The sequence below is a fragment of the Ensifer sp. 4252 genome, from assembly GCF_050434565.1.
GTDB lineage: Bacteria > Pseudomonadota > Alphaproteobacteria > Rhizobiales > Rhizobiaceae > Ensifer.
This window is the reverse complement of the sequence record NZ_JBNDIU010000018.1, coordinates 35,102-54,245: the sequence shown is the minus strand read 5'-3', so window position 1 is coordinate 54,245 and position 19,144 is coordinate 35,102. Positions and strand designations below refer to the sequence as shown.

Annotated in this window: 19 protein-coding genes and 2 pseudogenes; 9 read left to right on the top strand and 12 right to left on the bottom strand. The window is 60.7% G+C overall.

From position 1 onward, the window contains the following. The first annotated feature begins 19 nt into the window (after positions 1–19). From metG to ABIE33_RS26210, 3 genes are read left to right on the top strand one after another with little or no spacing between them, the layout of a single operon-like run. On the top strand, positions 20–1,573 hold the full coding sequence (metG, locus tag ABIE33_RS26220; RefSeq protein ID WP_429130727.1) for a methionine--tRNA ligase: 1,554 nt from the start codon (positions 20–22) through the stop codon (positions 1,571–1,573). Between the two features lie 12 nt (positions 1,574–1,585). Further along, positions 1,586–2,365, top strand: a complete 780-nt coding sequence (locus ABIE33_RS26215) for a TatD family hydrolase (RefSeq protein WP_429130726.1) — start codon at positions 1,586–1,588, stop codon at positions 2,363–2,365. A 1-nt stretch (position 2,366) separates the two neighbouring features. Then, a complete protein-coding gene (locus ABIE33_RS26210) occupies positions 2,367–3,203 on the top strand; it encodes an MBL fold metallo-hydrolase (RefSeq protein WP_429130725.1) in 837 nt (278 codons plus the stop codon). Between the two features lie 34 nt (positions 3,204–3,237). On the opposite strand, the gene ABIE33_RS26205 is transcribed toward ABIE33_RS26210, so the two are convergent. Then, complete coding sequence (locus ABIE33_RS26205; protein ID WP_429130804.1) at positions 3,238–4,185, bottom strand: phosphoribosylaminoimidazolesuccinocarboxamide synthase; 948 nt, start codon at positions 4,183–4,185, stop codon at positions 3,238–3,240. A gap of 234 nt (positions 4,186–4,419) precedes the next feature. On the opposite strand from ABIE33_RS26205, the pseudogene ABIE33_RS26200 reads away from it, so the two are divergent. After that, positions 4,420–4,666: pseudogene (locus ABIE33_RS26200) on the top strand (helix-turn-helix domain-containing protein); the annotation flags it as partial. Positions 4,667–4,879: 213 nt separating this feature from the next. On the opposite strand, the gene ABIE33_RS26195 reads toward ABIE33_RS26200, so the two are convergent. Further along, positions 4,880–5,578, bottom strand: a complete 699-nt coding sequence (locus ABIE33_RS26195; RefSeq protein WP_429130724.1) for a hypothetical protein — start codon at positions 5,576–5,578, stop codon at positions 4,880–4,882. A 390-nt stretch (positions 5,579–5,968) separates the two neighbouring features. On the opposite strand from ABIE33_RS26195, the gene ABIE33_RS26190 reads away from it, so the two are divergent. Beyond that, entirely contained in the window at positions 5,969–6,391 is a 423-nt protein-coding gene (locus ABIE33_RS26190) for a DUF4864 domain-containing protein (protein WP_429130723.1), read from the top strand. A gap of 13 nt (positions 6,392–6,404) precedes the next feature. Here the strand turns inward: ABIE33_RS26190 and tgt are convergent, their stop codons facing one another. The 5 genes from tgt to coaD form a co-directional block, all read right to left on the bottom strand. After that, on the bottom strand, positions 6,405–7,535 hold the full coding sequence (gene tgt, locus ABIE33_RS26185; RefSeq protein ID WP_429130722.1) for a tRNA guanosine(34) transglycosylase Tgt: 1,131 nt from the start codon (positions 7,533–7,535) through the stop codon (positions 6,405–6,407). After that, positions 7,536–8,618, bottom strand: coding sequence for a tRNA preQ1(34) S-adenosylmethionine ribosyltransferase-isomerase QueA (gene queA, locus ABIE33_RS26180; protein WP_429130721.1), 1,083 nt, complete (start codon positions 8,616–8,618; stop codon positions 7,536–7,538). A 76-nt stretch (positions 8,619–8,694) separates the two neighbouring features. Further along, positions 8,695–9,204, bottom strand: coding sequence for a peptidylprolyl isomerase (locus ABIE33_RS26175; protein WP_429130720.1), 510 nt, complete (start codon positions 9,202–9,204; stop codon positions 8,695–8,697). Positions 9,205–9,226: 22 nt separating this feature from the next. Then, positions 9,227–9,799, bottom strand: a complete 573-nt coding sequence (locus ABIE33_RS26170) for a peptidylprolyl isomerase (RefSeq protein WP_429130719.1) — start codon at positions 9,797–9,799, stop codon at positions 9,227–9,229. Positions 9,800–9,835: 36 nt separating this feature from the next. Beyond that, positions 9,836–10,330 (bottom strand): pantetheine-phosphate adenylyltransferase, encoded by a 495-nt coding sequence (gene coaD, locus ABIE33_RS26165; protein WP_025427070.1) that lies wholly within the window; start codon positions 10,328–10,330, stop codon positions 9,836–9,838. A gap of 361 nt (positions 10,331–10,691) precedes the next feature. Between coaD and ABIE33_RS26160 the strand changes: the two genes are divergently transcribed. Next, a complete protein-coding gene (locus ABIE33_RS26160) occupies positions 10,692–10,820 on the top strand; it encodes a hypothetical protein (RefSeq protein WP_429130718.1) in 129 nt (42 codons plus the stop codon). A 228-nt stretch (positions 10,821–11,048) separates the two neighbouring features. Here ABIE33_RS26160 and ABIE33_RS26155 read toward each other — a convergent pair whose 3' ends face one another. From ABIE33_RS26155 to ABIE33_RS26145, 3 genes are all read right to left on the bottom strand, one after another. Continuing rightward, positions 11,049–12,446 carry an MATE family efflux transporter gene (locus ABIE33_RS26155; protein ID WP_429130717.1) on the bottom strand — a complete coding sequence of 466 codons (1,398 nt, stop codon included), beginning with the start codon at positions 12,444–12,446 and terminating at the stop codon, positions 11,049–11,051. Positions 12,447–12,595: 149 nt separating this feature from the next. Continuing rightward, positions 12,596–13,888, bottom strand: a complete 1,293-nt coding sequence (locus ABIE33_RS26150; RefSeq protein ID WP_429130716.1) for a TCR/Tet family MFS transporter — start codon at positions 13,886–13,888, stop codon at positions 12,596–12,598. Between the two features lie 167 nt (positions 13,889–14,055). Beyond that, entirely contained in the window at positions 14,056–14,964 is a 909-nt protein-coding gene (locus ABIE33_RS26145; RefSeq protein ID WP_429130715.1) for a LysR family transcriptional regulator, read from the bottom strand. 114 nt (positions 14,965–15,078) lie between these two features. Between ABIE33_RS26145 and ABIE33_RS26140 the strand changes: the two genes are divergently transcribed. Next, on the top strand, positions 15,079–16,074 hold the full coding sequence (locus tag ABIE33_RS26140; protein ID WP_429130714.1) for an aldo/keto reductase: 996 nt from the start codon (positions 15,079–15,081) through the stop codon (positions 16,072–16,074). A gap of 170 nt (positions 16,075–16,244) precedes the next feature. Here ABIE33_RS26140 and ypfJ read toward each other — a convergent pair whose 3' ends face one another. Beyond that, the gene (ypfJ, locus tag ABIE33_RS26135) at positions 16,245–17,192 is read right to left on the bottom strand and encodes a KPN_02809 family neutral zinc metallopeptidase (RefSeq protein WP_429130713.1); all 948 of its coding nucleotides are present in this window, start codon (positions 17,190–17,192) and stop codon (positions 16,245–16,247) included. Between the two features lie 103 nt (positions 17,193–17,295). Next, entirely contained in the window at positions 17,296–17,817 is a 522-nt protein-coding gene (locus ABIE33_RS26130) for a DUF2306 domain-containing protein (RefSeq protein ID WP_429130712.1), read from the bottom strand. A gap of 90 nt (positions 17,818–17,907) precedes the next feature. On the opposite strand from ABIE33_RS26130, the gene ABIE33_RS26125 reads away from it, so the two are divergent. Both ABIE33_RS26125 and ABIE33_RS26120 read left to right on the top strand, forming a co-directional pair. Beyond that, positions 17,908–18,747, top strand: a complete 840-nt coding sequence (locus tag ABIE33_RS26125) for a LytTR family DNA-binding domain-containing protein (RefSeq protein ID WP_429130711.1) — start codon at positions 17,908–17,910, stop codon at positions 18,745–18,747. 17 nt (positions 18,748–18,764) lie between these two features. Next, positions 18,765–19,130: pseudogene (locus tag ABIE33_RS26120) on the top strand (zinc-binding dehydrogenase); the annotation flags it as partial. Positions 19,131–19,144: the final 14 nt, after the last annotated feature.

The window sequence follows — 19,144 nt, the reverse complement described above, 5'->3', positions numbered from 1 at the left end:
AGATAGATTGAATCCGCCTATGAGAGACACGTCCCCCTTTTACATCACCACCGCGATTTCCTACCCGAACGGCAAGCCACACATCGGCCACGCCTATGAGTTGATCGCAACGGATGCAATGGCGCGCTACCAGCGCCTGGACGGACGCGACGTATTCTTCCTGACAGGCACGGACGAACACGGCCAGAAGATGCAGCAGACGGCACGCCGCGAAGGCGTGACGCCGCAGGAACTCGCCGACCGGAACTCCTCGGAATTCCAGAAGATGGCGGTGCTGCTGAACGCATCGAATGACGACTTCATCCGCACCACCGAGAAGCGCCATCATCAGGCGTCGCAGGACATCTGGATCCGCATGGGCGAAGCGGGCGACCTCTACAAGGATTCCTATGCCGGTTGGTACTCAGTGCGCGACGAAGCCTACTACCAGGAAAACGAGACCGAGTTGCGCGCTGACGGTGTGCGTTACGGTCCGCAGGGCACGCCGGTCGAATGGGTCGAGGAGCAGAGCTACTTCTTCAAGCTGTCGGAGTACCAGGACAAGCTGCTGCAGCACTACGAAGAGAACCCTGACTTCATCGGTCCGGCCGAGCGCCGCAATGAGGTGATCTCCTTCGTGAAGTCTGGCCTCAAGGACCTGTCTGTTTCACGCACCACCTTCGATTGGGGCATCAAGGTGCCGAACGATCCTGGCCACGTTATGTATGTCTGGGTCGACGCGCTCACCAACTATCTCACCGCGACCGGCTACCTCGACAATCCGCAGGGACCGCGCGCGAAATTCTGGCCGGCGAACATTCACATCATCGGTAAGGACATCATCCGCTTCCACGCGGTCTATTGGCCCGCCTTCCTGATGTCGGCCGGCCTGCCGCTGCCGAAGCGCGTTTTCGCCCACGGCTTCCTGCTCAACAAGGGCGAGAAGATGTCGAAGTCGCTCGGCAACGTCGTCGATCCGTTCAACCTCGTCGAGCATTTCGGTCTCGACCAGATCCGCTACTTCTTCCTGCGCGAGGTTTCCTTCGGCCAGGACGGAAGCTACAGCGAGGAAGGGATTGCAACCCGCATCAACTCCGACCTTGCCAATGGCATCGGCAACCTGGCGAGCCGTTCGCTGTCGATGATCGTCAAGAATTGCGACGGCCAGATCCCTGTCTGCGGTGCGTTGACCGACGAAGACAAGGCGATGCTGGCGGCTGCCGACGCGCTGCTTGAGATCACCCGCGACGAGATGGGCAAGCAAATGATCCACCGCGCGCTTGCGGCGATCATCGCGGTCGTTTCTGAGACCGATCGGTATTTTGCCGGCCAGGAGCCTTGGGCCCTGAAAAAGACCGATCCGGCGCGTATGGCAACCGTGCTCTACGTCACCGCAGAGGTCGTTCGCCAGATCGCCATCCTGTTGCAGCCCTTCATGCCGGAATCGTCAGGAAAACTGCTCGACCTCGTTGCAGCGCCCGCCGACAAGCGCGACTTTGCGGCACTCGGCGAGGCGGGCCGGCTCGTTTCCGGAACGCCGCTTGAAGCGCCGAAGCCGGTCTTCCCGCGTTACGTCGCGCCGGAAGCGCAATAAGGCACGATCAGCATGCTTATCGATACGCATTGCCATTTGGATTTTCCCGACTTCGAGGCTGAGCGCGACGCTATCATCGAGCGTGCGCGCGCAGCCGGCGTCGGCCAGATGATCACGATCTCGACCCGCGTGAAGCGGTTCGACGCGATTCTTGCGATCGCCGAAGCCTATCCGAACGTCTTCTGTTCCGTCGGCACCCATCCGCACAATGCGGACGAAGAGCTCGATATCACAGTAGACGATCTCATCCGGCTCTCGGCGCACCCGAAGGTGGTGGCGATCGGCGAGGCGGGTCTCGACTACTTTTACGACAACGCGCCGCGCGAAGCGCAGGTCGAAGGTCTGCGCCGGCATATCGCGGCGGCGCGCGGAACCGGCTTGCCGCTCGTCATCCACAGCCGCTCGGCCGACGACGACATGGCGGCGATCCTGACCGAGGAGATGGGGAAGGGCGCCTTCCCTTTCCTACTGCATTGCTTTTCGTCGGGGCCGGAGCTGGCGCGCATCGGCGTCGAACTCGGCGGCTACGTCTCTTTCTCCGGCATTCTGACCTTTCCGAAATCGGAGGAACTGCGCGAGATCGCCAAGACGGTTCCGCATGATCGGATGATCGTCGAGACCGACGCACCGTATCTTGCGCCCAAGCCGTTCCGCGGCAAGCGCAACGAACCTGCCTATGTGGCGCACACGGCCGACGTTCTGGCCGATACGATCGGGGTGACGAAGGACGAGATTGCGACGCTCACGACGCAAAATGCTTTCCGCATCTTCTCCAAGATGCCGAGACTCTGACGTGGCATTCAGGCGCGCTTTCACCATTCTCGGCTGCGGTTCGTCTCCTGGCGTGCCGCGCATTACCGGTGACTGGGGCGCCTGTGACCCGAAAAATCCAAAGAACCGCCGCATGCGCGCCGCCTTGCTGGTGGAGCAGATCGCGCCGGACGGCGGCAAGACGACCGTGGTCATCGATACCGGCCCGGACTTTCGCGCGCAGATGGTGGCGGCAAATGTCCGCCACATCGACGCCGTGCTCTACACGCATGCCCATGCGGACCATCTGCATGGCATCGATGACTTGCGCGGCTATGTCATCGAAAACAAGAAACGCATACCGATCTGGGCCGATTCCTTCACGATGGGACGGATTCGCGAAGGGTTTCATTACTGCCTGGAATCGCCGCCCGGAAGCGGCTATCCGCCCATCGTCGACGCACATATCATCGCCGAGGATCTTTCATCGGTGATCATAACAGGGGCAGGTGGTCCGATCACCTTCCAGCCCTTGATGCAGTTTCACGGCAATATCCATTCGCTCGGATTCCGCGTCGGCGATTTCGCCTATTGCAGCGATGTCAGCGACTTTCCGCCGGAAACGATCGGCAGACTTGATGGTCTCGATCTTCTGGTACTCGATACGCTGCAGTACAAGTTTCACCCGAGCCATCTGTCGCTGGTCCAATCTCTCGGCTGGATCGAACGGCTTCGCCCGAAGAGAGCGGTGCTGACGCATATGCATGTGCCGCTCGATTACGACACCGTCCAGGGCGAAACGCCCGACCATGTCGAGCCTGCATACGACCTTATGCGACTCGAGTTCGAGGTCGATGTTCCCGTGCTCGGCGACGCCTGAATTTCACACTGTTCGAAATATCTAATATTCGGACCTATTTCGTGAAATAGGGGGCCAGGTTCTTGCGGATACGCTCCAGAACGGTGCCACCTGAAAGGTTCGGAACGAACGTCCGCCCGGTGATCTTCTCATAGGCTTCGATGTAGACGGCGGACGTCTGTTCGACGAGGTCTCTCGGGATTTCCGGGACCGTGTCCTTATAGGGATCGCAGCGCGCGGTGACCCAGGCGCGCACGAAATCCTTGTCGAAGCTCTTCGGCCGTTCGCCGTTTTCGAAGCTCTGCTGATAGCTGTCGGCGATCCAGTACCGGCTGCTGTCGGGCGTGTGGATTTCGTCGGCAAGGATGATGGTTCCATCCTTGTCGGTGCCGAACTCGTACTTTGTATCCACGAGGATAAGGCCGCGTTCGGCAGCGCGCGCCTGGCCGCGGGCAAACAGCGCCAGCGCATAGCTCCAAACGGTATCGAGCTGCTCTCTCGTCAGGAGGCCTTGCTCGAGAATTTCGTCGGCCGAAAGCGGCTCGTCGTGGCCGCCGTCGAAAGCCTTGCTGGTCGGCGTGATGATCGCTTGGGGAAGCTTCTGATTGTCGCGCAGACCGTCAGGCAAACGGATGCCGTACATGTCGCGCTCGCCGTTGCGATACTTCGTTAGGATCGACGTGCTGGTGGTGCCGGCGAGATAGCCGCGCACGACGATCTCGACTGGCAGGATATCGAGGCGTTTGCCGATGACGACATTCGGGTCGGGATAGCTGATCACATGGTTCGGGCAGATGTCTGCGGTTTCCTCGAACCAGTAGCGCGCCGTCTGCGTCAGCACATGACCCTTGTGCGGAATGGACGTCAGGATGATGTCGAAGGCGCTCAGCCGGTCGGTCGCGATGATAATGCGTTCGCCGCCGGGCAGATCATAGTTTTCACGTACTTTGCCATTGTAGCGGTTTGGCAGTTCCGGAATGAAAGCATCTGAAAGAACGCGCAAATCGCTCATCGCATCGGGCCTTGCAAAAGGAGGTTTCGTAGCGAACGAATAAGCAGCCGCGAACGGCTGGGTCAAGCCAAGAGCAGGCGGAATGTGCCCGGAAATCGGCATTCGGGCATATCCTGCAGTTCCATAATCTATCTTATCTGATCTTTTCATGTAGCCGGGTGGGTTCAAGGATGAAGTGCGACTTGCGATAGATACCAACGGGTTGTCACCTGCAAGGAACGCGACATGAAGCGCACCTACTCCCAGATCGATATGGATGAACGCCGCAAGATTGCCCAGGCGATCGGCTGGCATGAGCGTTGACGTCATTGCCGAGAAACTACACCGACATCGCTCGACCATTTTCCGCGAACTCCGACGCAATGCGTTTGTGGATGAGAAGATGCCGGACCTCAACGGCTACTACTGCGTGACGGCCAATGACATGGATCGAGAACGGCGCGCCAAGCTGCGCAAGCTTGCCCGGTTCTCGTATGCCGCCTGTCCTGGTTGGGACAAGAGACATCTCGGCCCTACGCTTCTTCGAGAGTGGATCGCAGGGTTGCGGTAAGAGCGGACAGCCTGCCCGCTTGCCTCAACGTATTTCGACGGTTGGTCGGTTAGGGCATTAAAAAGATGGATGAATATCACGCTCGCATGTGCATTGCGTTCGCACGCAATGCACCGTCGGGCATCGCTCGCCCCGTCAATCCTTCCAGTCGAACAGCTTGTACCAGACATCGTTCCACTCCCTCATAGCGAGTGACGACTTGTCATACCGTCGTTGCGCCTGCAGAAGTGCAAGTGAGGTCGCGTCCAAGTTTGCTTCGGTCGCCTCGGCGCGTGCCTGTCTGGCTTCGTCAAAAGCGATCCTTGCGGCTTCGTGACTGTCCGCCAACATTTGCGCGCCGCTCTTGCCTTCCACATCGGCGATGTAGTGCAGCATCTTGCCGTCAAGCTTGGTGTCGTAGCCGATGACGAATTCACCCTCTCCGAATTGCTTGCGGTTCTCGCGAATGGTCGCCGTTAACGCGTGGGCGATCGCGGTTTCAAGCGGCATCATCGGATCGCGCTCCCGTTCGGCGTCGATCTTGGCGGCAAGCGCCTCTCTGTTTTTCTCGACCAGGCCTTTCAGCGTGTCCTTGACGTCGGGATCGCTCGATTTGAACTTGTCGGATTCCAGGAAGTCGACGGCGAGCGTGACCAGAGCGTCGCTCCTCGCCTGCTTGTCGAGAAGCGCGTTCGCCGCGGCTGCAGTGGCTTGTGTCGTTGCCTTGCCGGGCTCCGCCGATACGTTGTTCGCTGTCTTGAGGATCGTATCGGCCGCATTTGCCGTACCGTTGGCTTCGGGCCGGCGCAGGATCAGCAGGGCCGCAACAGTGCCGACTGATGATATCGTTGTCATTCGCTTGTTTCTCCGCGCAGCCGCACCGCTCTATCCGGACGTATGCGCTTCGTTGCGAATGGCGTCATGCCTTCACGGGAATCAGGAATGAAAGCAACTATGACTTGCATTCGTTAACGAATGGCGAATACCCCGGTTTCTCCTCATGTCACGGCAGCGACGGTGATCCGGATCCCGATAGGGTGTGCTCAGGCAACGATTCCGAATATCACTAAGTTATGATGTTTAAAGTCGTAATTTAGATATGTCATGTAATGCATTGAATATGAACAATATTGGTCACTCTCTCCGTATGTTCAGAAACCGCTGATGCTGTCTGAGCCATTTCCAGAACGTGCAAACGACCTATGCTTTCAGGAACCGGCAGAACGCGTCTGGTGGAGATCGATGATGATCAGGACATTTGCCATTGCCCTGGGTTTCGCAGCGCAACTCACAGGTGCGGGCTTTTGTTGGGCTGACGAACCGGTCGATACGGCGCGCTCAATCATTCAGGATCAGATCACAGCCTTCCTGAATGACGATGCGGATGCCGCCTATTCCTTCGCTTCGCCGGCGATACGCGGCAAGTTTCCCGACAAGACGGCCTTCTTCGACATGGTCAGGCGTGGCTACCAGCCGGTCTATCGGCCGGGCAATTTTGCCTTTGGCCGCTCCAAGGTGGTGGGCGACCAGGTCATTCAGGAGGTGCTGATCTCGGCTCCTGACGGTAAGGACTGGACGGCGGTCTATCAGCTGATGAAGCAGCCCGACGGCAGCTACAAGATCAACGGCGTAATGATGCTCCAGTCGGCCCCAGGTCCGGAGATCTGAACAGGGCTGGTCCTCAGAGCGGAGCCAGATCCCCTCGCCGCCAGATTTCCTGGGTCTCGGCCATGAAGTCGGCAAAGCGGCCTTCTTCGATCGCCAGGCGAATGCCGGCCATCAGCTCCTGATAATAGGCCAGGTTGTTCCAGCTGAGCAGCATGCCGCCGAGCGATTCGTTCGAGCGGATCAGGTGATGCAGGTAGGCGCGCGAATAGTCGCGCGTCGCCGGGCATGAGGATTGTTCGTCGAGCGGCCGCATGTCTTCGGCGTGGCGGGCATTGCGCAGGTTGATGCGGCCGTAGCGGGTGAAAGCCAGCCCGTGACGCCCGGAGCGGGTCGGCATGACGCAGTCGAACATGTCGATGCCGTGTGCGACGGAACGGAGGATGTCGTCCGGTGTACCGACGCCCATGAGATAGCGTGGTTTTTCCTCGGGCAGCACCGGGCATGTGATGTCTAGCATTCTGAGCATCACTTCCTGCGGCTCGCCGACCGCAAGCCCGCCGACGGCATAGCCCTTGAGATCCAGGTCCTTCAGGGCTTCGGCAGAGCGCACACGCAGCGTCGGAATATCACCGCCCTGGACGATGCCGAACATCGCCTTGCCCGGCTGATCGCCGAAGGCCACCTTGCAGCGTTCCGCCCAGCGCAGGGACATTTCCATCGCCCGTTCGATGTCCTTGGGCTCTGCCGGCAAGGCCACGCACTCGTCGAGCTGCATCTGGATATCGCTGCCGAGCAACCCTTGAATTTCGATCGACCGTTCCGGCGACATATGGAAGAGCGCGCCATCGACATGGCTCTTGAAGGTGACGCCCTGTTCGTCGAGCTTGCGCAGCCCCGCAAGCGACATCACCTGGAAGCCGCCGCTGTCGGTCAGGATAGGGCCTTGCCAGCGGATGAGATTGTGCAGGCCGCCGAGCCGCGCAACACGTTCTGCGCCCGGCCGAAGCATCAGGTGGTAGGTGTTGCCGAGAATGATGTCGGCGCCGAGATCCTTGACCTGATCGAGATACATCGCCTTGACCGTGCCGACGGTTCCGACCGGCATGAAGGCGGGCGTGCGAATGGTGCCGCGCGGCATGGAAACCTCACCGAGGCGCGCCTTGCCGTCGGTTGCGTGCAGCTTGAACTGGAAGGTTTCGGTCATCTAGTCTTTCCGGAAAAGCAGGCTGGAATCGCCATAGGAATAGAAGCGGTAGCCGGTCTCGATCGCGTGGGTATAGGCCGCACGCATCGTCTCCAGCCCGCAGAAGGCCGAAACCAGCATGAACAATGTCGATTTCGGCAGGTGGAAATTGGTCATCAGCATGTCGACGGCGCGGAAGCGGTACCCGGGCGTGATGAAGATGCCGGTCGGGCCGGACCAGGGATGGATGGTGCCGTGTTCATCGGCTGCACTTTCGATCAGCCGCAGCGACGTCGTACCGACACAGACGATCCGGCCGCCCCTCGCCTTGACGGCATTGAGCCGCTCGGCGGTCGCGGCATCCACATGTCCGATTTCCTGGTGCATCATGTGGTCGTCGGTATCGTCGGCCTTGACCGGCAGGAAGGTCCCGGCGCCGACGTGCAGGGTGACGAAGTGGCGCTCGATCCCGAGCTCGTTCAATTTGGAAAACAGCCGCTCGGTGAAATGCAAGCCGGCGGTCGGGGCGGCAACGGCGCCCTCTTCCCGGGCGTAGACCGTCTGGTAGTCCGCGCGGTCCTGAGCATCCTCGGCGCGTTTCGAGGCGATGTATGGCGGCAATGGAATGTGCCCGACGGCCATGATCGCTTCGTCGAGCAGCGGCCCTGAGAGATCGAAGCGCAGCGTCACCTCGCCGGCATCGCCCTTTTCCTCGACGGTCGCGTCCAGTGTGCCGAGCATGCAGCTGTTGCCGCCATGGCCAAAGGCGATGCGGTCGCCGACCTTGAGGCGGCGTGCCGGCCGGGCGAAGGCCTTCCAGCGATCGGGAGCGATCCGCATGTGCAGCGTCAGCGAAACCGGCGTCGTGATCTCCTCGCCGCGTCGACGAATACCTTCGAGCTGCGCCGGGATGACCTTGGTGTCGTTGAACACCAGTGCGTCGCCGGGACGCAGGAAGGACGGCAGGTCGAGAACGCCATGATCCGTCAGCAGGTCCGGCGCCTGCGGGTCGATGACGAGCATGCGGGCGCTGTCGCGCGGATTTACGGGCCGCAGCGCAATCGAGGTTTCCGGAAGGTCGAAGTCGAACAGGTCTACGCGCATGGATCGTTTCTGAAAAAAGCAAACCCGCCCCGGGGCCTTTCGGCACGACCGGGGCGGGTTTGTGCATTAGCGCAAATCAGGCGTCGGCGGCAACCCGCAGGGACACGATGGTGTCGGGATCACGCACGGGCTCGCCGCGCTTGATCTTGTCGATGTTGTCCATGCCTTCGATGACCTGGCCCCAGACCGAGTATTGCTTGTTCAGCCATGGAGCGTCGGTGAAGCAGATGAAGAACTGCGAATTGGCCGAGTTCGGCATCTGGCTGCGGGCCATCGAGCACGTGCCACGAATGTGGCTGACGTTCGAGAATTCAGCGTTCAGATCCGGCTTGGACGAGCCGCCCATGCCGGCACGCGACGGGTTGAAGTGCTCGCCGCCGGTCTTGCCGTACTGGACGTCGCCGGTCTGTGCCATGAAGTCCTCGATCACGCGGTGAAACACCACGCCGTCATAGGCGCCTTCGCGTGCCAGTTCCTTGATGCGCGCGACATGACCCGGAGCCACATCAGGCATAAGCTCGATGATGACCTTGCCCTTGGTGGTCTCCATGATGATCGTGTTTTCCGGATCTTTGATCTCGGCCATGGGTTTTCTCCTTCTGTTGACTTTATTTGCCGACCTTGACGCTGATCATGCGGTCGGGATTGGCGACGGAGCCGTTGTTGGCGTCATCGCCGAGTTTGATCTTGTCGACGTTCTCCATGCCGGAGACGACCTTGCCGACGACCGTATACTGGCCGTTGAGGAAGTCGCCCGGGGCAAACATGATGAAGAACTGCGAGTTGGCGCTGTTGGGGTCCTGCGAACGGGCCATGCCGACCGTACCGCGTTCGAACGGTACGTCAGAGAATTCGGCCGGCAGGTCGGGCTTGGACGAGCCACCCGTGCCTGCAGCCTGAGGCTGGAAATCATTTTCCATGTCGCCGTACTGCACGTCGCCGGTCTGGGCCATGAAGCCCTTGATGACGCGGTGGAAAGCGACGTTGTCGTATTCGCCGGCCGTTGCCAGCGCCTTGATCTGCTCTACGTGCTTCGGCGCGATGTCAGGGCGAAGTTCGACGACAACAGGGCCATCCTTCAGCGTGATCGTGAGGAAATTGTCAGCCGACTGCGCAAGCGCGGTTCCCGTCCAGGACGCAAGCGTGAGGGCACCGGCGAAAGCGAGGTGGAGGATTTTCATGGTTTCTCCCTGAGTGGTGAATGGAGTGTGGCGGCCTCAGGCCTTGCGTTTGGCTTGCAGCGCCGCGTGAACCGCCTTGGGCACGAAGGCACTGACGTCGCCGCCCATGGCCGCGATCTGGCGGACCAATGTGGCCGTAATGGGCCGCGATGCCGTGCCCGCCGGCAAAAACAAGGTCTGAACATCCGGCGCCATCTGCCGGTTCATGCCAGCCATCTGCATCTCGTAATCGAGGTCCGTGCCATCGCGCAAGCCGCGCACAAGCAGCTTTGCGCCGCTTTGCCGTGCAGCGTCGACCACGAGATTGTCGAAGGAGACGACGTCGATGTCGGCCGCGCGCTCGGGCAGAAACTCGAGCAGCGACTGGCGAATGAGGTCCGAGCGCTCGTCGAACGAGAAAAGCGGCGCCTTGCCCGGATGGATGCCGATCGCCACGATGACCTTGCGCGCCACGTTGAGCGCCTGAACAAGTACGTCGAGATGCCCGTTCGTCATCGGATCGAAGGAGCCGGGGTAGAATGCCGTCGTCATCGCACCTGTTTCCGTTTGGTGAAGCCTTTTGTCACGGACGGCGAAGGATCGCAAGAGTTGTGCAGGAGCGCACGCCTGTTCCCTGGGAAACAGCAGCGCCTAAGAAATGAATGCTAGATGAATGCCATGTTCAAGAGCGTTTCACATCGCAAACGGTAATGTGAAGCAACAAAGAACGGAACTTTTTTGAAGATACTGCCGTTTACGACCTGAAAGGATGACGGCTATGGGACTTGCTCTGTTTTCGATGACGATGTTTTTCGCAATGATATTTGCGACGATACATGCACTCCGCGACGAGTCCCGTGAGCAACGTGACCGTTCAAGCACCCGCAAGATCTTCGGCTAAAGGTATCATGTCATGGCGACAGTCTTCATGACCGCCGCGGCGGTAATCAGTTTCGTCTTTCTCGTCGATTTTGCCCGCACGATACGCGACCTCCAGCGCGATCAACTGGGCTCCAATGAGACCGGCGGGTGCAACGTTTAGAGACCTTGAGAAACTTCCTCCAGGAGTTTCGAAATAAGCGACCGACATTCGTCCCCTGATGTGGTCGCCTTTGCAAGCCGGACGGCATCCCTGCCCGTCCGGCTTTTTCTTTGGCTTAAGCCCAGATGTTTGAACCGTATCGCACAAGCGCTGACGCGATGCGGTTTCGGATCCTTTTCCTATGCATGTCGTTGTCCCGAAACGGCGATCACTTTCAGGTGATATGCATCAAGCCGCTGCCACCTTGTGCGCGCGGATCATCCGGAAGAACCGCCAGTTCAGAAAAAGCGCTGCAGCAGCAAGACCGAGTACGAAGCCGAACCAGACGCCGATACCGCCGAAGTTCATCGGGAACGCGAAGGCCCAGGCGCAAAGGAATCCAATCGGCCAATAGGAGATCATCGCCAGGATCATCGGCACTTTCGTGTCCTTGAGCCCGCGAAGCATACCGGCAGCAATGGCCTGCAAGCCGTCCACCAGCTGGAACGCTCCGGCAATCACGATGAGCGGAGCGGCAAAGGCCAGCACCTGCGCGGCATCCGGCCGGTTGGTATCGAGGTAAAGGGCGGCGAGTTGGCTCGGGAAGAGAGCGAAGATCGCGCTGCCGATGGTTGCAAAGACGGATCCGAGCGCGAGCGCCGAGATCGCGGCGCGCCGGACGCCGAGCATGTCGCCGCGGCCGTAGGCAAGGCCAACGCGCACGGTTGCTGCCTGGGCAATTCCGAGCGGGATCATGAAGGCGAGCGAGGCGAACTGCAACGCGATGCCGTGGGCCGCAAGCTCGATCGTGCCGATGGTTCCCATCAGCAGCGAGGCGACCGTGAACAGGCTGACTTCGGCAAGAATGGTCAGCGAGATCGGTATGCCGAGATAGACCACTTCCCTGAACGCCGGCCAATCCGGGCGCCAGAAACGCACGAACAGTTCATACTGGTTCAGTTCCGGCTTGCTCCTGATATAAGCGACGGTCAGCGCTGTGCCGAGCACCGCCACGCCAAGCGCGGCGACGGCCGCGCCGAAGATACCGAGCTTCGGGAAGCCGAAATGGCCGTAGATCAGCACGTAGCAAAGGGCTGCATTGAGGACCAGCGTGGCCAGGGTGACATAGAGAATGATCCCGGCCCGCTCCAGACCGCTCAGAAACGCACGCAGCACCATGAAGATGAGACCGGGGAAGATCGCCCATTGCGCAATGTGCAGATACTCGGCTGCGAGTGCTGCGACCTCCGGCTGTTGGCCGGCGAGCAGCAGGATCGGTTCCGCCAGCCAAAGCACAGGCGCGGTCAGCACGCCATAGCACAGCACCACCCAGAGACCCATGCGCACGGAGCGGCGCACGGAGACCTTGTCACCCCTACCCTGGGCCTGCGCGGCCATCGGCACGACGGCGTTGGCGAATCCGCTGCCGAAGATGTAGATGGTGAAGTACATCTGCGTTGCCAGGATGATTGCCGCGAGTTGCGTCGCGCCGAGCTTGCCCACCATCAAGACGTCGGTCGTATTGATCGCAAGTTGTGCCAGCTGCGCACCAATGAAGGGCACGCCGAGATAAAGGCTTGCACGATAATGGTTGCGCCATGAGTTGTCGGTTTGCACCGGGGTCGGGCTCGCATTGGCGGTCAGCATGACGGATTCCTGGATGTCGACGCGGCCGAAATACGGCCGGTCAGAACGAAGGGAAGGATGACGGAAATAGAACAGAGCCGGCAAAAGAACCAGTGACAAAGCTCTGCCTGCTCAATTTTTCATCCAACGATCACGAATATTGATCAATTTCAGTGCATGGCGCCGCGGTCGGAGTAGCGCGGTTCGACCATGGGCTCCTCAGGCTCGATATCTTCGGCTGCGACCGCGAGCCGTTTCGGCACCTTGAACCAGAACACCACGAGTGCGCCGACGACGAAGCAACTCGCGAGCGCATAGGGGGCGCCCGAGAAGGAGACCGTGGTCGTCGGGGCTGTGAAGTAGCCGAAGATCTGGGTGAAGATCAGCGGGCCGATAATCGTCGTGATGCTGCCGATGCTGGTGAGCGCCCCCTGCAACTCGCCCTGCGCCGACGGCGGCACATGGCCGGCGGCGATGCTGCGCAGCGGCGGATCGGCGAGGCTTTCGAGCGCGGTCGCGATAATCACGGCATAGATCATCCAGCCCTGCCAGGCGGCAGCGTAGCCGGCCGCGCCGAGCGCCGTGAAGGTCAGCCCCAAGACTGCCGTCCGCCACTCGCCAAGCCGCGGCACGACGCGCGGCAGCACGAACGCCATGACGAGGGCACCACCGATGCCGAAGATGCCGAGCGACAGGCCGATCTCTCCCTCGCTCCAGCCGTAGCGGTAAGACGATACGAACGACCAGACGGACGGATAGACCGAATGCGCCATCCAGAACAGGAAGAAGACGAGACCGACCCAGCCTATGCCGGGGTAGTTGCGCATCTGCTTGAGCGCGCCGAGCGGATTGGCGCGTTGCCATTCGAAGCGGCGGCGATGCGCCTTGTCCAATGTCTCCGGCAGCAGAAAAACGCCGAGCAGGAAATTGATGAAGGAAAGTGCCGCAGCGCCATAGAATGGCACACGCGGCCCGAGTTCTCCTAGCAGCCCGCCAATGACCGGCCCGAGAGCAAAGCCCGATCCGAACGCGATGCCGATCAGACCGAAATTTTTGGCCCGGTTTCCGTCATGGCTGATGTCGGCGATATAGGCCGAGGCGGTGCCAAAGCTGGCGCCGCTGATACCGGCGAGCACACGGCCGACGAAGAGCATCCAGTAGCTGGTCGCAAGGGCGCAGATCAGATTGTCGATGGCGAAGGTGAGCACCGAGGCAAGCAGGATCGGCCGGCGTCCGAAACGGTCGCTGAGGTTGCCGATGAGGGGCGCGAAGAGGAACTGCATCGCGGCATAGACGAGCAGCAGCCAGCCGCCGTCGATCGCCGCGTCGCTGACATTGGCGCCGGTCAGTTCTTCAAGATAGGTGGGCAGCACCGGTACGATGATGGCGATACCGATGATGTCGAGAAGCAGGATGAGAAAGACGAGGAACAGGCCGCGCCGCACGAACTTTTCGTCGAGCATGAAACTCTCCCTGCGCCATCCGTCGCCAGCGCGGAGACAGAACGTGAACGACGTTACCAATTTAGGTGTAACGCATGATTTCAGTCGAAACAATACGTGAACATCTCAAAGTTTTTTATGAGAACGATCGCGTTTGTTGATCCATTGCTCCCCAAAAATGGCCGCGTTCAGCGCAGCCCTGACCGTTGCTCGGCCTTGAGAAAGTCGACGAAGGCTCTAAGCGGCGCCGGCATGTGGCGGCGGCTGGCATAGTAGAGAAACGGCCCAGGAAAGGTCGTCACCCAATGATCAAGGATCGTGACGAGGGCGCCGGATTTCAGATGCGGTGCCACGAACTCCTCGAACGTTCGGATGACACCAAGACCGTCGACCACGGCCGCAATTTCAAGATCGACCGAGTTTGCGGTGACGACAGCCGGAGGGGCGATCGAGATTGCTTCGTCTCCGTCACCGAACTCCCAGGCCAGGCTGACGCCGCTGGCGAAGCGATGCCGGATGCAGGCATGCTCCAGAAGATCGTGCGGGTGTTGCGGCACGCCGCGTCGCGCAAGATACTCCGGCGACGCGGCAGTGATATAGCGTTGCTGCCGAGGTCCGATCGGGATGGCGATCATGTCGCGCTCGACCCGCTCCTCATAGCGGATGCCGGCGTCGAAGCCGGCCGCCAGCACGTCGATGAAGCCGTCGTCTGCCGTCACCTCAAGCGAAATGGCCGGGTTTGCCTTAAGGAAACGCCCGACGATCGAGGGCAGGATCACACGCGCGACGACTGTAGGCACGTTCAGTTTCAATGTCCCTGCCGGGCTATCGCGCAGTTCATTTACCTGGTCAAGCGCGCCGGCAATCTCCCCGAGCGCCGGCTGCAGGCGCTCGAGCAGCCGCATGCCGGCTTCCGTCGGGGTCACGCTGCGGGTCGTGCGGTTGAGGAGCCGCACATCGAGTTTGGCTTCGAGCCGCCTCAGCGCTTCGCTCAGCGACGAAGCGGAAACGCCCCGCTTCTTGGCGGCAGCTCGAAAGCTGCGCTCGCGCGCGACAGCGGTGAAGGCATCGAGGTCGGCCAGGGGAAGATCGTTCATTGTGCGAAATTCAGTACGGCTTGTTCTGAGTATACGGGATTATCGCACGATGCGATCGGGTGCAACAATGGGGATGAAGAAGAGCGCAACGTGCGCCGTCGAAGGAGAACGAGAATGGATCAGGTGAAACTCGGAAGAGCCGGACCGATGGTTTCCAACATCGGCCTTGGTTGCATGGGCATGTCGGGCATGTATGGGCCATCCGATCGAGCGGAAAGCATTGCCACCATCCATGCGGCGCTCGATTCCGGCATGACGCTCATCGATACCGGCGACTTCTACGGCATGGGCCACAACGAGATGCTTATCGGCGAAGCGCTGAAGGGGCAGGACCGCGACCGGCTCGTTCTCAGCGTGAAGTTCGGTGCGCTGAGAGACGCTGGTGGCAGCTGGGTAGGCTATGATTGCCGACCGAAGGCCGTGCGCAACTTTCTCGCCTATACCCTGCAACGGCTGGGCGTCGACCATATCGACATCTATCGCCCTGCCCGCCTTGACCCGGATGTGCCGATCGAAGAGACGGTGGGTGCGATCGCCGACCTGGTGAAGGCCGGTTATGTCAGGCACATCGGGCTTTCGGAAGTCGGATCCGAGACCATCCGAAGGGCAGCGGCCGTCCATCCTATCGCGGATCTGCAGATCGAATATTCGCTGATCTCGCGCGGCATCGAGGACGATATCCTGTCCACGTGCCGTGCGTTCGGTATCGGCATCACCGCGTACGGCGTGCTGTCGCGTGGCCTGATCAGTGGTCATTGGCAGAAGGATGCAATCGCACGTGGCGACTTCCGCGCGGCCAGCCCACGTTTTCAGGCGGGCAATGTCGACAGGAATCTGACCCTTGTCGAAGCGCTGAAGCGCGTAGCGGATGCGAAGGGTGCCACCGTGGCACAGATTGCGATCGCCTGGGTCGCGGCCCAGGGCCAGGATATCGTGCCGCTCATCGGAGCACGCCGGCGCGACCGGCTGGCCGAAGCGCTGGCATCGCAAGCAGTACATCTGACACTGGAAGATCTGGCCGCCATCGAGCGGGCGGTGCCGAGGGATGCGGCCGCCGGTGCACGCTATCCCGAGGCGCAACTCGTCCATATGGATAGCGAGCGCCATTAGAGCATTTCCAGGAAAAGCGCGAAGCGGTTTTCCGTCAGGAAATGCGTGAGGACAAAAGCCAGAGTGTTTCTGCGACTTCGTCTAACCCAAAAACGCTCCAATCCCGGATAACGAAAGGGGCCGGCAGTTCTCGCCGACCCCTTTTAATCTTTGCCTGTACCGTCTGGCGATCAGACTTGACCGGAGAAGGTGTCGCAGGCCGCCATCTTGCCGCTGTCGAAGCCGCGCTTGAACCAGCGCATGCGCTGCTCCGATGTGCCATGGTTGAAGCTTTCGGGTACAACATAACCCTGCATGCGCTTCTGCAGTGTGTCGTCGCCGATCTGGGTGGCGGCATTTAGCGCCTCTTCCAGATCGCCCTGCTCCAACAGGCCTTTCTGCTGGGTATACTTGCCCCAGACGCCGGCGAAGCAATCGGCCTGCAGTTCGACGCGAACCGACATCTGATTGGCTTCGGCTTCGCTCATCGACTGACGCATCTGGTTGAACTTCGGCAGGACGCCGATGAGGTTCTGAACATGGTGGCCGACTTCATGCGCAACGACATAGGCCTGTGCGAAGTCGCCAGATGCACCGAACTTCTGTTCAAGCTCGTCGAAGAACCCCATGTCGAGGTAGACCTTGCGGTCACCAGGGCAGTAGAACGGACCTGATGCCGCCGAGGCAAAGCCGCAGGCGGAGCGCACGGAGCCGCTGAACAGCACCATCTTCGGCTCCTGATATTGTTCGCCGCTGGCCTGGAAGATGCCGTTCCATGTGTCTTCGGTTTCGGCAAGCACCGTCCCCATGAAGGCCTTCATCTCTTCCTCCTGCGCCGATCCGCGGGGCGCTGGCGAGCCGTCGCTCTGTTCGAAGCCCGGTTGGGCCACTGGACCACCGCCGCCGTTCAGGACCTGCAGCATGTCGATGCCCATGGCCTTCAGGATGAAATAGAGCACGACCAGAAAGATGATGGTGCCGAAGCTCATGCCGCCGCCGGCGCCGCGCATGCCTCCGCCACCGCCGGGCATGCGGAAGCCGCCGCCACGGCCGAACGGATTGCCGCCCAGACCGCCACCGGGGCTCGCCCCGCGCTGGTCCTCAACGTTTCCGGATTGGCGGCGGCCCTTCCATTCCATGATCTGTCCTCCCGGCATGGGTCGATAGGCAAATATCGGTCAGACCTTTTATATGCCGGGCCGAATGCCGTTGTAAAACGCAATCGGGGCCGCGAGGTTGCGATCATGCCAATCTTTTCGAGGACTTGCCGCGACCGAAGAGACGACCCTGTCGGATTGCCAGGACGGCCGCGGAAGTGAGCAGCACCGCCAGCAGAGCCGCCGTCACCGCTGCCTGCCAGATCGAAAGCTCTAAGAACAGGCTGACATGCATCAGCCGTCCCGGCAGCAGGGTGAAGAGGCCGGCAGCGACAATGCCGCCGAGATACATGCCTGCCACATGACCGCGATGCGCGGGGATGTCGTGCCGCCGGGCGGCCGCAATCGCCTGCCTGCTGCCGAAGAGTACATAGATCGACAGCAGGTGAATGGGGCTGAAATCGCCGATCAGTTTGATTTCATGAATGAAGAGCGTGGAAGATGCGGTCACCACCATGAGCGCGAGCCAGATTTTGCCGAGCAGCCGATGGGCGCGCGTACCCTTCGGTCGAGCCAGCAGAAAAGCGCCAAGGATTGCTGCCGGAATAACGGTGGCGACATGCAACTGGACTGCGAACGATGCATGGAGAAGAGGTGCAAGTGTCATGACGAATTTCTATGCCGTTGATTTTCCCCGAACTTGCGCCAGTCTCCGGGCTGCGCTCAAATGCTTTGACTGGAACAGACGGAAAACTTCGTGAAACGCCCATTTCTGCAATCCACGCTTCGTGAACTGCGTCTTGTCGTTAAGGCGCCGCGCCTCTGGGCAACCTTCGCAGCGGTCGTGCTGATCTTTTGGGTCACGGGCCCCTATGGCTCCGCCGAGCGTCTGGCTGTTGTACCCCGCCTTGGATTCTGGCTCGTGCTGCACGCCATCACCTGGGCGATCGCGATCGTTTCGGCTGTGCTCGCCAATGGTCTCCTACGCGAGAGGGTTGCCTCGGGCTTCGTTCGCATGATGATCGGTGCGGCGGTTGCCAGCCTACCGATCGGCCTCGTGACTACCGCGATCGGCTCGGCGACCTTTTCGGCAACGCCAACGGCGCCGGGCGTCATGGCCGACATCGCCACCGGTCTGTTCCTGTCGCTCTTGTTCTGCGCCTTGACCTGGATGACGATGAACACGGAATCGATGTTGGAGTTGAACGGCGCCGGTGCCACCGCAACGGCCTCGGACGAAAGCGGGAATCGGACGTCCGGCGACCCGGTTCCCAATAAAGATACGGGCGGCATACCGTTGCTGTTGCGCCTGAAACCCGCCAATCGCGGTTTGCCGCTGCACCTGACTGTCAGCGATCACTACACGGAAGTCACGACCACTGGCGGACGCGAACTCATCCTGTTGCGCTTTGCCGATGCGCTCAGTGAACTCGGCCCGGTGCCGGGTCTGCAGGTCCATCGTTCCCACTGGGTAGCGGACGCATACGTTGCGCGCCTGGTCCGTGACAATGGCCGCATGACGCTCTTGCTTGGCGATGGAACCGAAGTACCGGTCAGCCGCACCTATGCCGCGGCCGTGCGGCTGCGCTGGGGTTGACCGTTGTCCTTGACTACGGTCCGGCAGGGCTCGCCCCCGGCGGCGTCGATGTCGCCATCGAATGTGCGGGTGTCGCCGAGACCGTACGGCAATCGACGCGGCTCGCCAAATCGGGCGGCACCGTCGTCATTCTCGGGGTCATGCCGCAAGGAGAGAAAATAGAGATCGAACCGTTCGACATTCTCTTGCCGGACCTGCGCGTGCTCGGATCCTTCATCAATCCGTTCGTTCATCGCCGCGCAGCGGACCTCGTCGCCTCTGGTGCGATCGAGATCGACAAGCTGATCTCGCGGCGCGCTTCGCTTGATGAAGCTGCCGCCGTGATTACCCATGCGCCTGCCGACGGCGAGGTCAAGATTATGGTGATGCCGGGCGGCATTTGACGGCCGGCATGCGG

Bases quoted from the DNA above. Each gene is read 5' to 3' on its own strand.
- ABIE33_RS26155 (WP_429130717.1), bottom strand. From the start codon at position 12,446: ATGCTGACCGCCAATGCGAGCCCGACCCCGGTGCAAACCGACAACTCA.
- ABIE33_RS26195 (WP_429130724.1), bottom strand. From the start codon at position 5,578: ATGACAACGATATCATCAGTCGGCACTGTTGCGGCCCTGCTGATCCTG.
- ABIE33_RS26140 (WP_429130714.1), top strand. From the start codon at position 15,079: ATGGATCAGGTGAAACTCGGAAGAGCCGGACCGATGGTTTCCAACATC.
- ABIE33_RS26160 (WP_429130718.1), top strand. From the start codon at position 10,692: ATGGCGACAGTCTTCATGACCGCCGCGGCGGTAATCAGTTTCGTCTTT.
- ABIE33_RS26170 (WP_429130719.1), bottom strand. From the start codon at position 9,799: ATGAAAATCCTCCACCTCGCTTTCGCCGGTGCCCTCACGCTTGCGTCC.
- ABIE33_RS26150 (WP_429130716.1), bottom strand. From the start codon at position 13,888: ATGCTCGACGAAAAGTTCGTGCGGCGCGGCCTGTTCCTCGTCTTTCTC.
- ABIE33_RS26215 (WP_429130726.1), top strand. From the start codon at position 1,586: ATGCTTATCGATACGCATTGCCATTTGGATTTTCCCGACTTCGAGGCT.
- tgt (WP_429130722.1), bottom strand. From the start codon at position 7,535: ATGACCGAAACCTTCCAGTTCAAGCTGCACGCAACCGACGGCAAGGCG.
- metG (WP_429130727.1), top strand. From the start codon at position 20: ATGAGAGACACGTCCCCCTTTTACATCACCACCGCGATTTCCTACCCG.
- ABIE33_RS26145 (WP_429130715.1), bottom strand. From the start codon at position 14,964: ATGAACGATCTTCCCCTGGCCGACCTCGATGCCTTCACCGCTGTCGCG.
- ypfJ (WP_429130713.1), bottom strand. From the start codon at position 17,192: ATGGAATGGAAGGGCCGCCGCCAATCCGGAAACGTTGAGGACCAGCGC.
- ABIE33_RS26190 (WP_429130723.1), top strand. From the start codon at position 5,969: ATGATCAGGACATTTGCCATTGCCCTGGGTTTCGCAGCGCAACTCACA.
- ABIE33_RS26175 (WP_429130720.1), bottom strand. From the start codon at position 9,204: ATGGCCGAGATCAAAGATCCGGAAAACACGATCATCATGGAGACCACC.
- coaD (WP_025427070.1), bottom strand. From the start codon at position 10,330: ATGACGACGGCATTCTACCCCGGCTCCTTCGATCCGATGACGAACGGG.
- queA (WP_429130721.1), bottom strand. From the start codon at position 8,618: ATGCGCGTAGACCTGTTCGACTTCGACCTTCCGGAAACCTCGATTGCG.
- ABIE33_RS26130 (WP_429130712.1), bottom strand. From the start codon at position 17,817: ATGACACTTGCACCTCTTCTCCATGCATCGTTCGCAGTCCAGTTGCAT.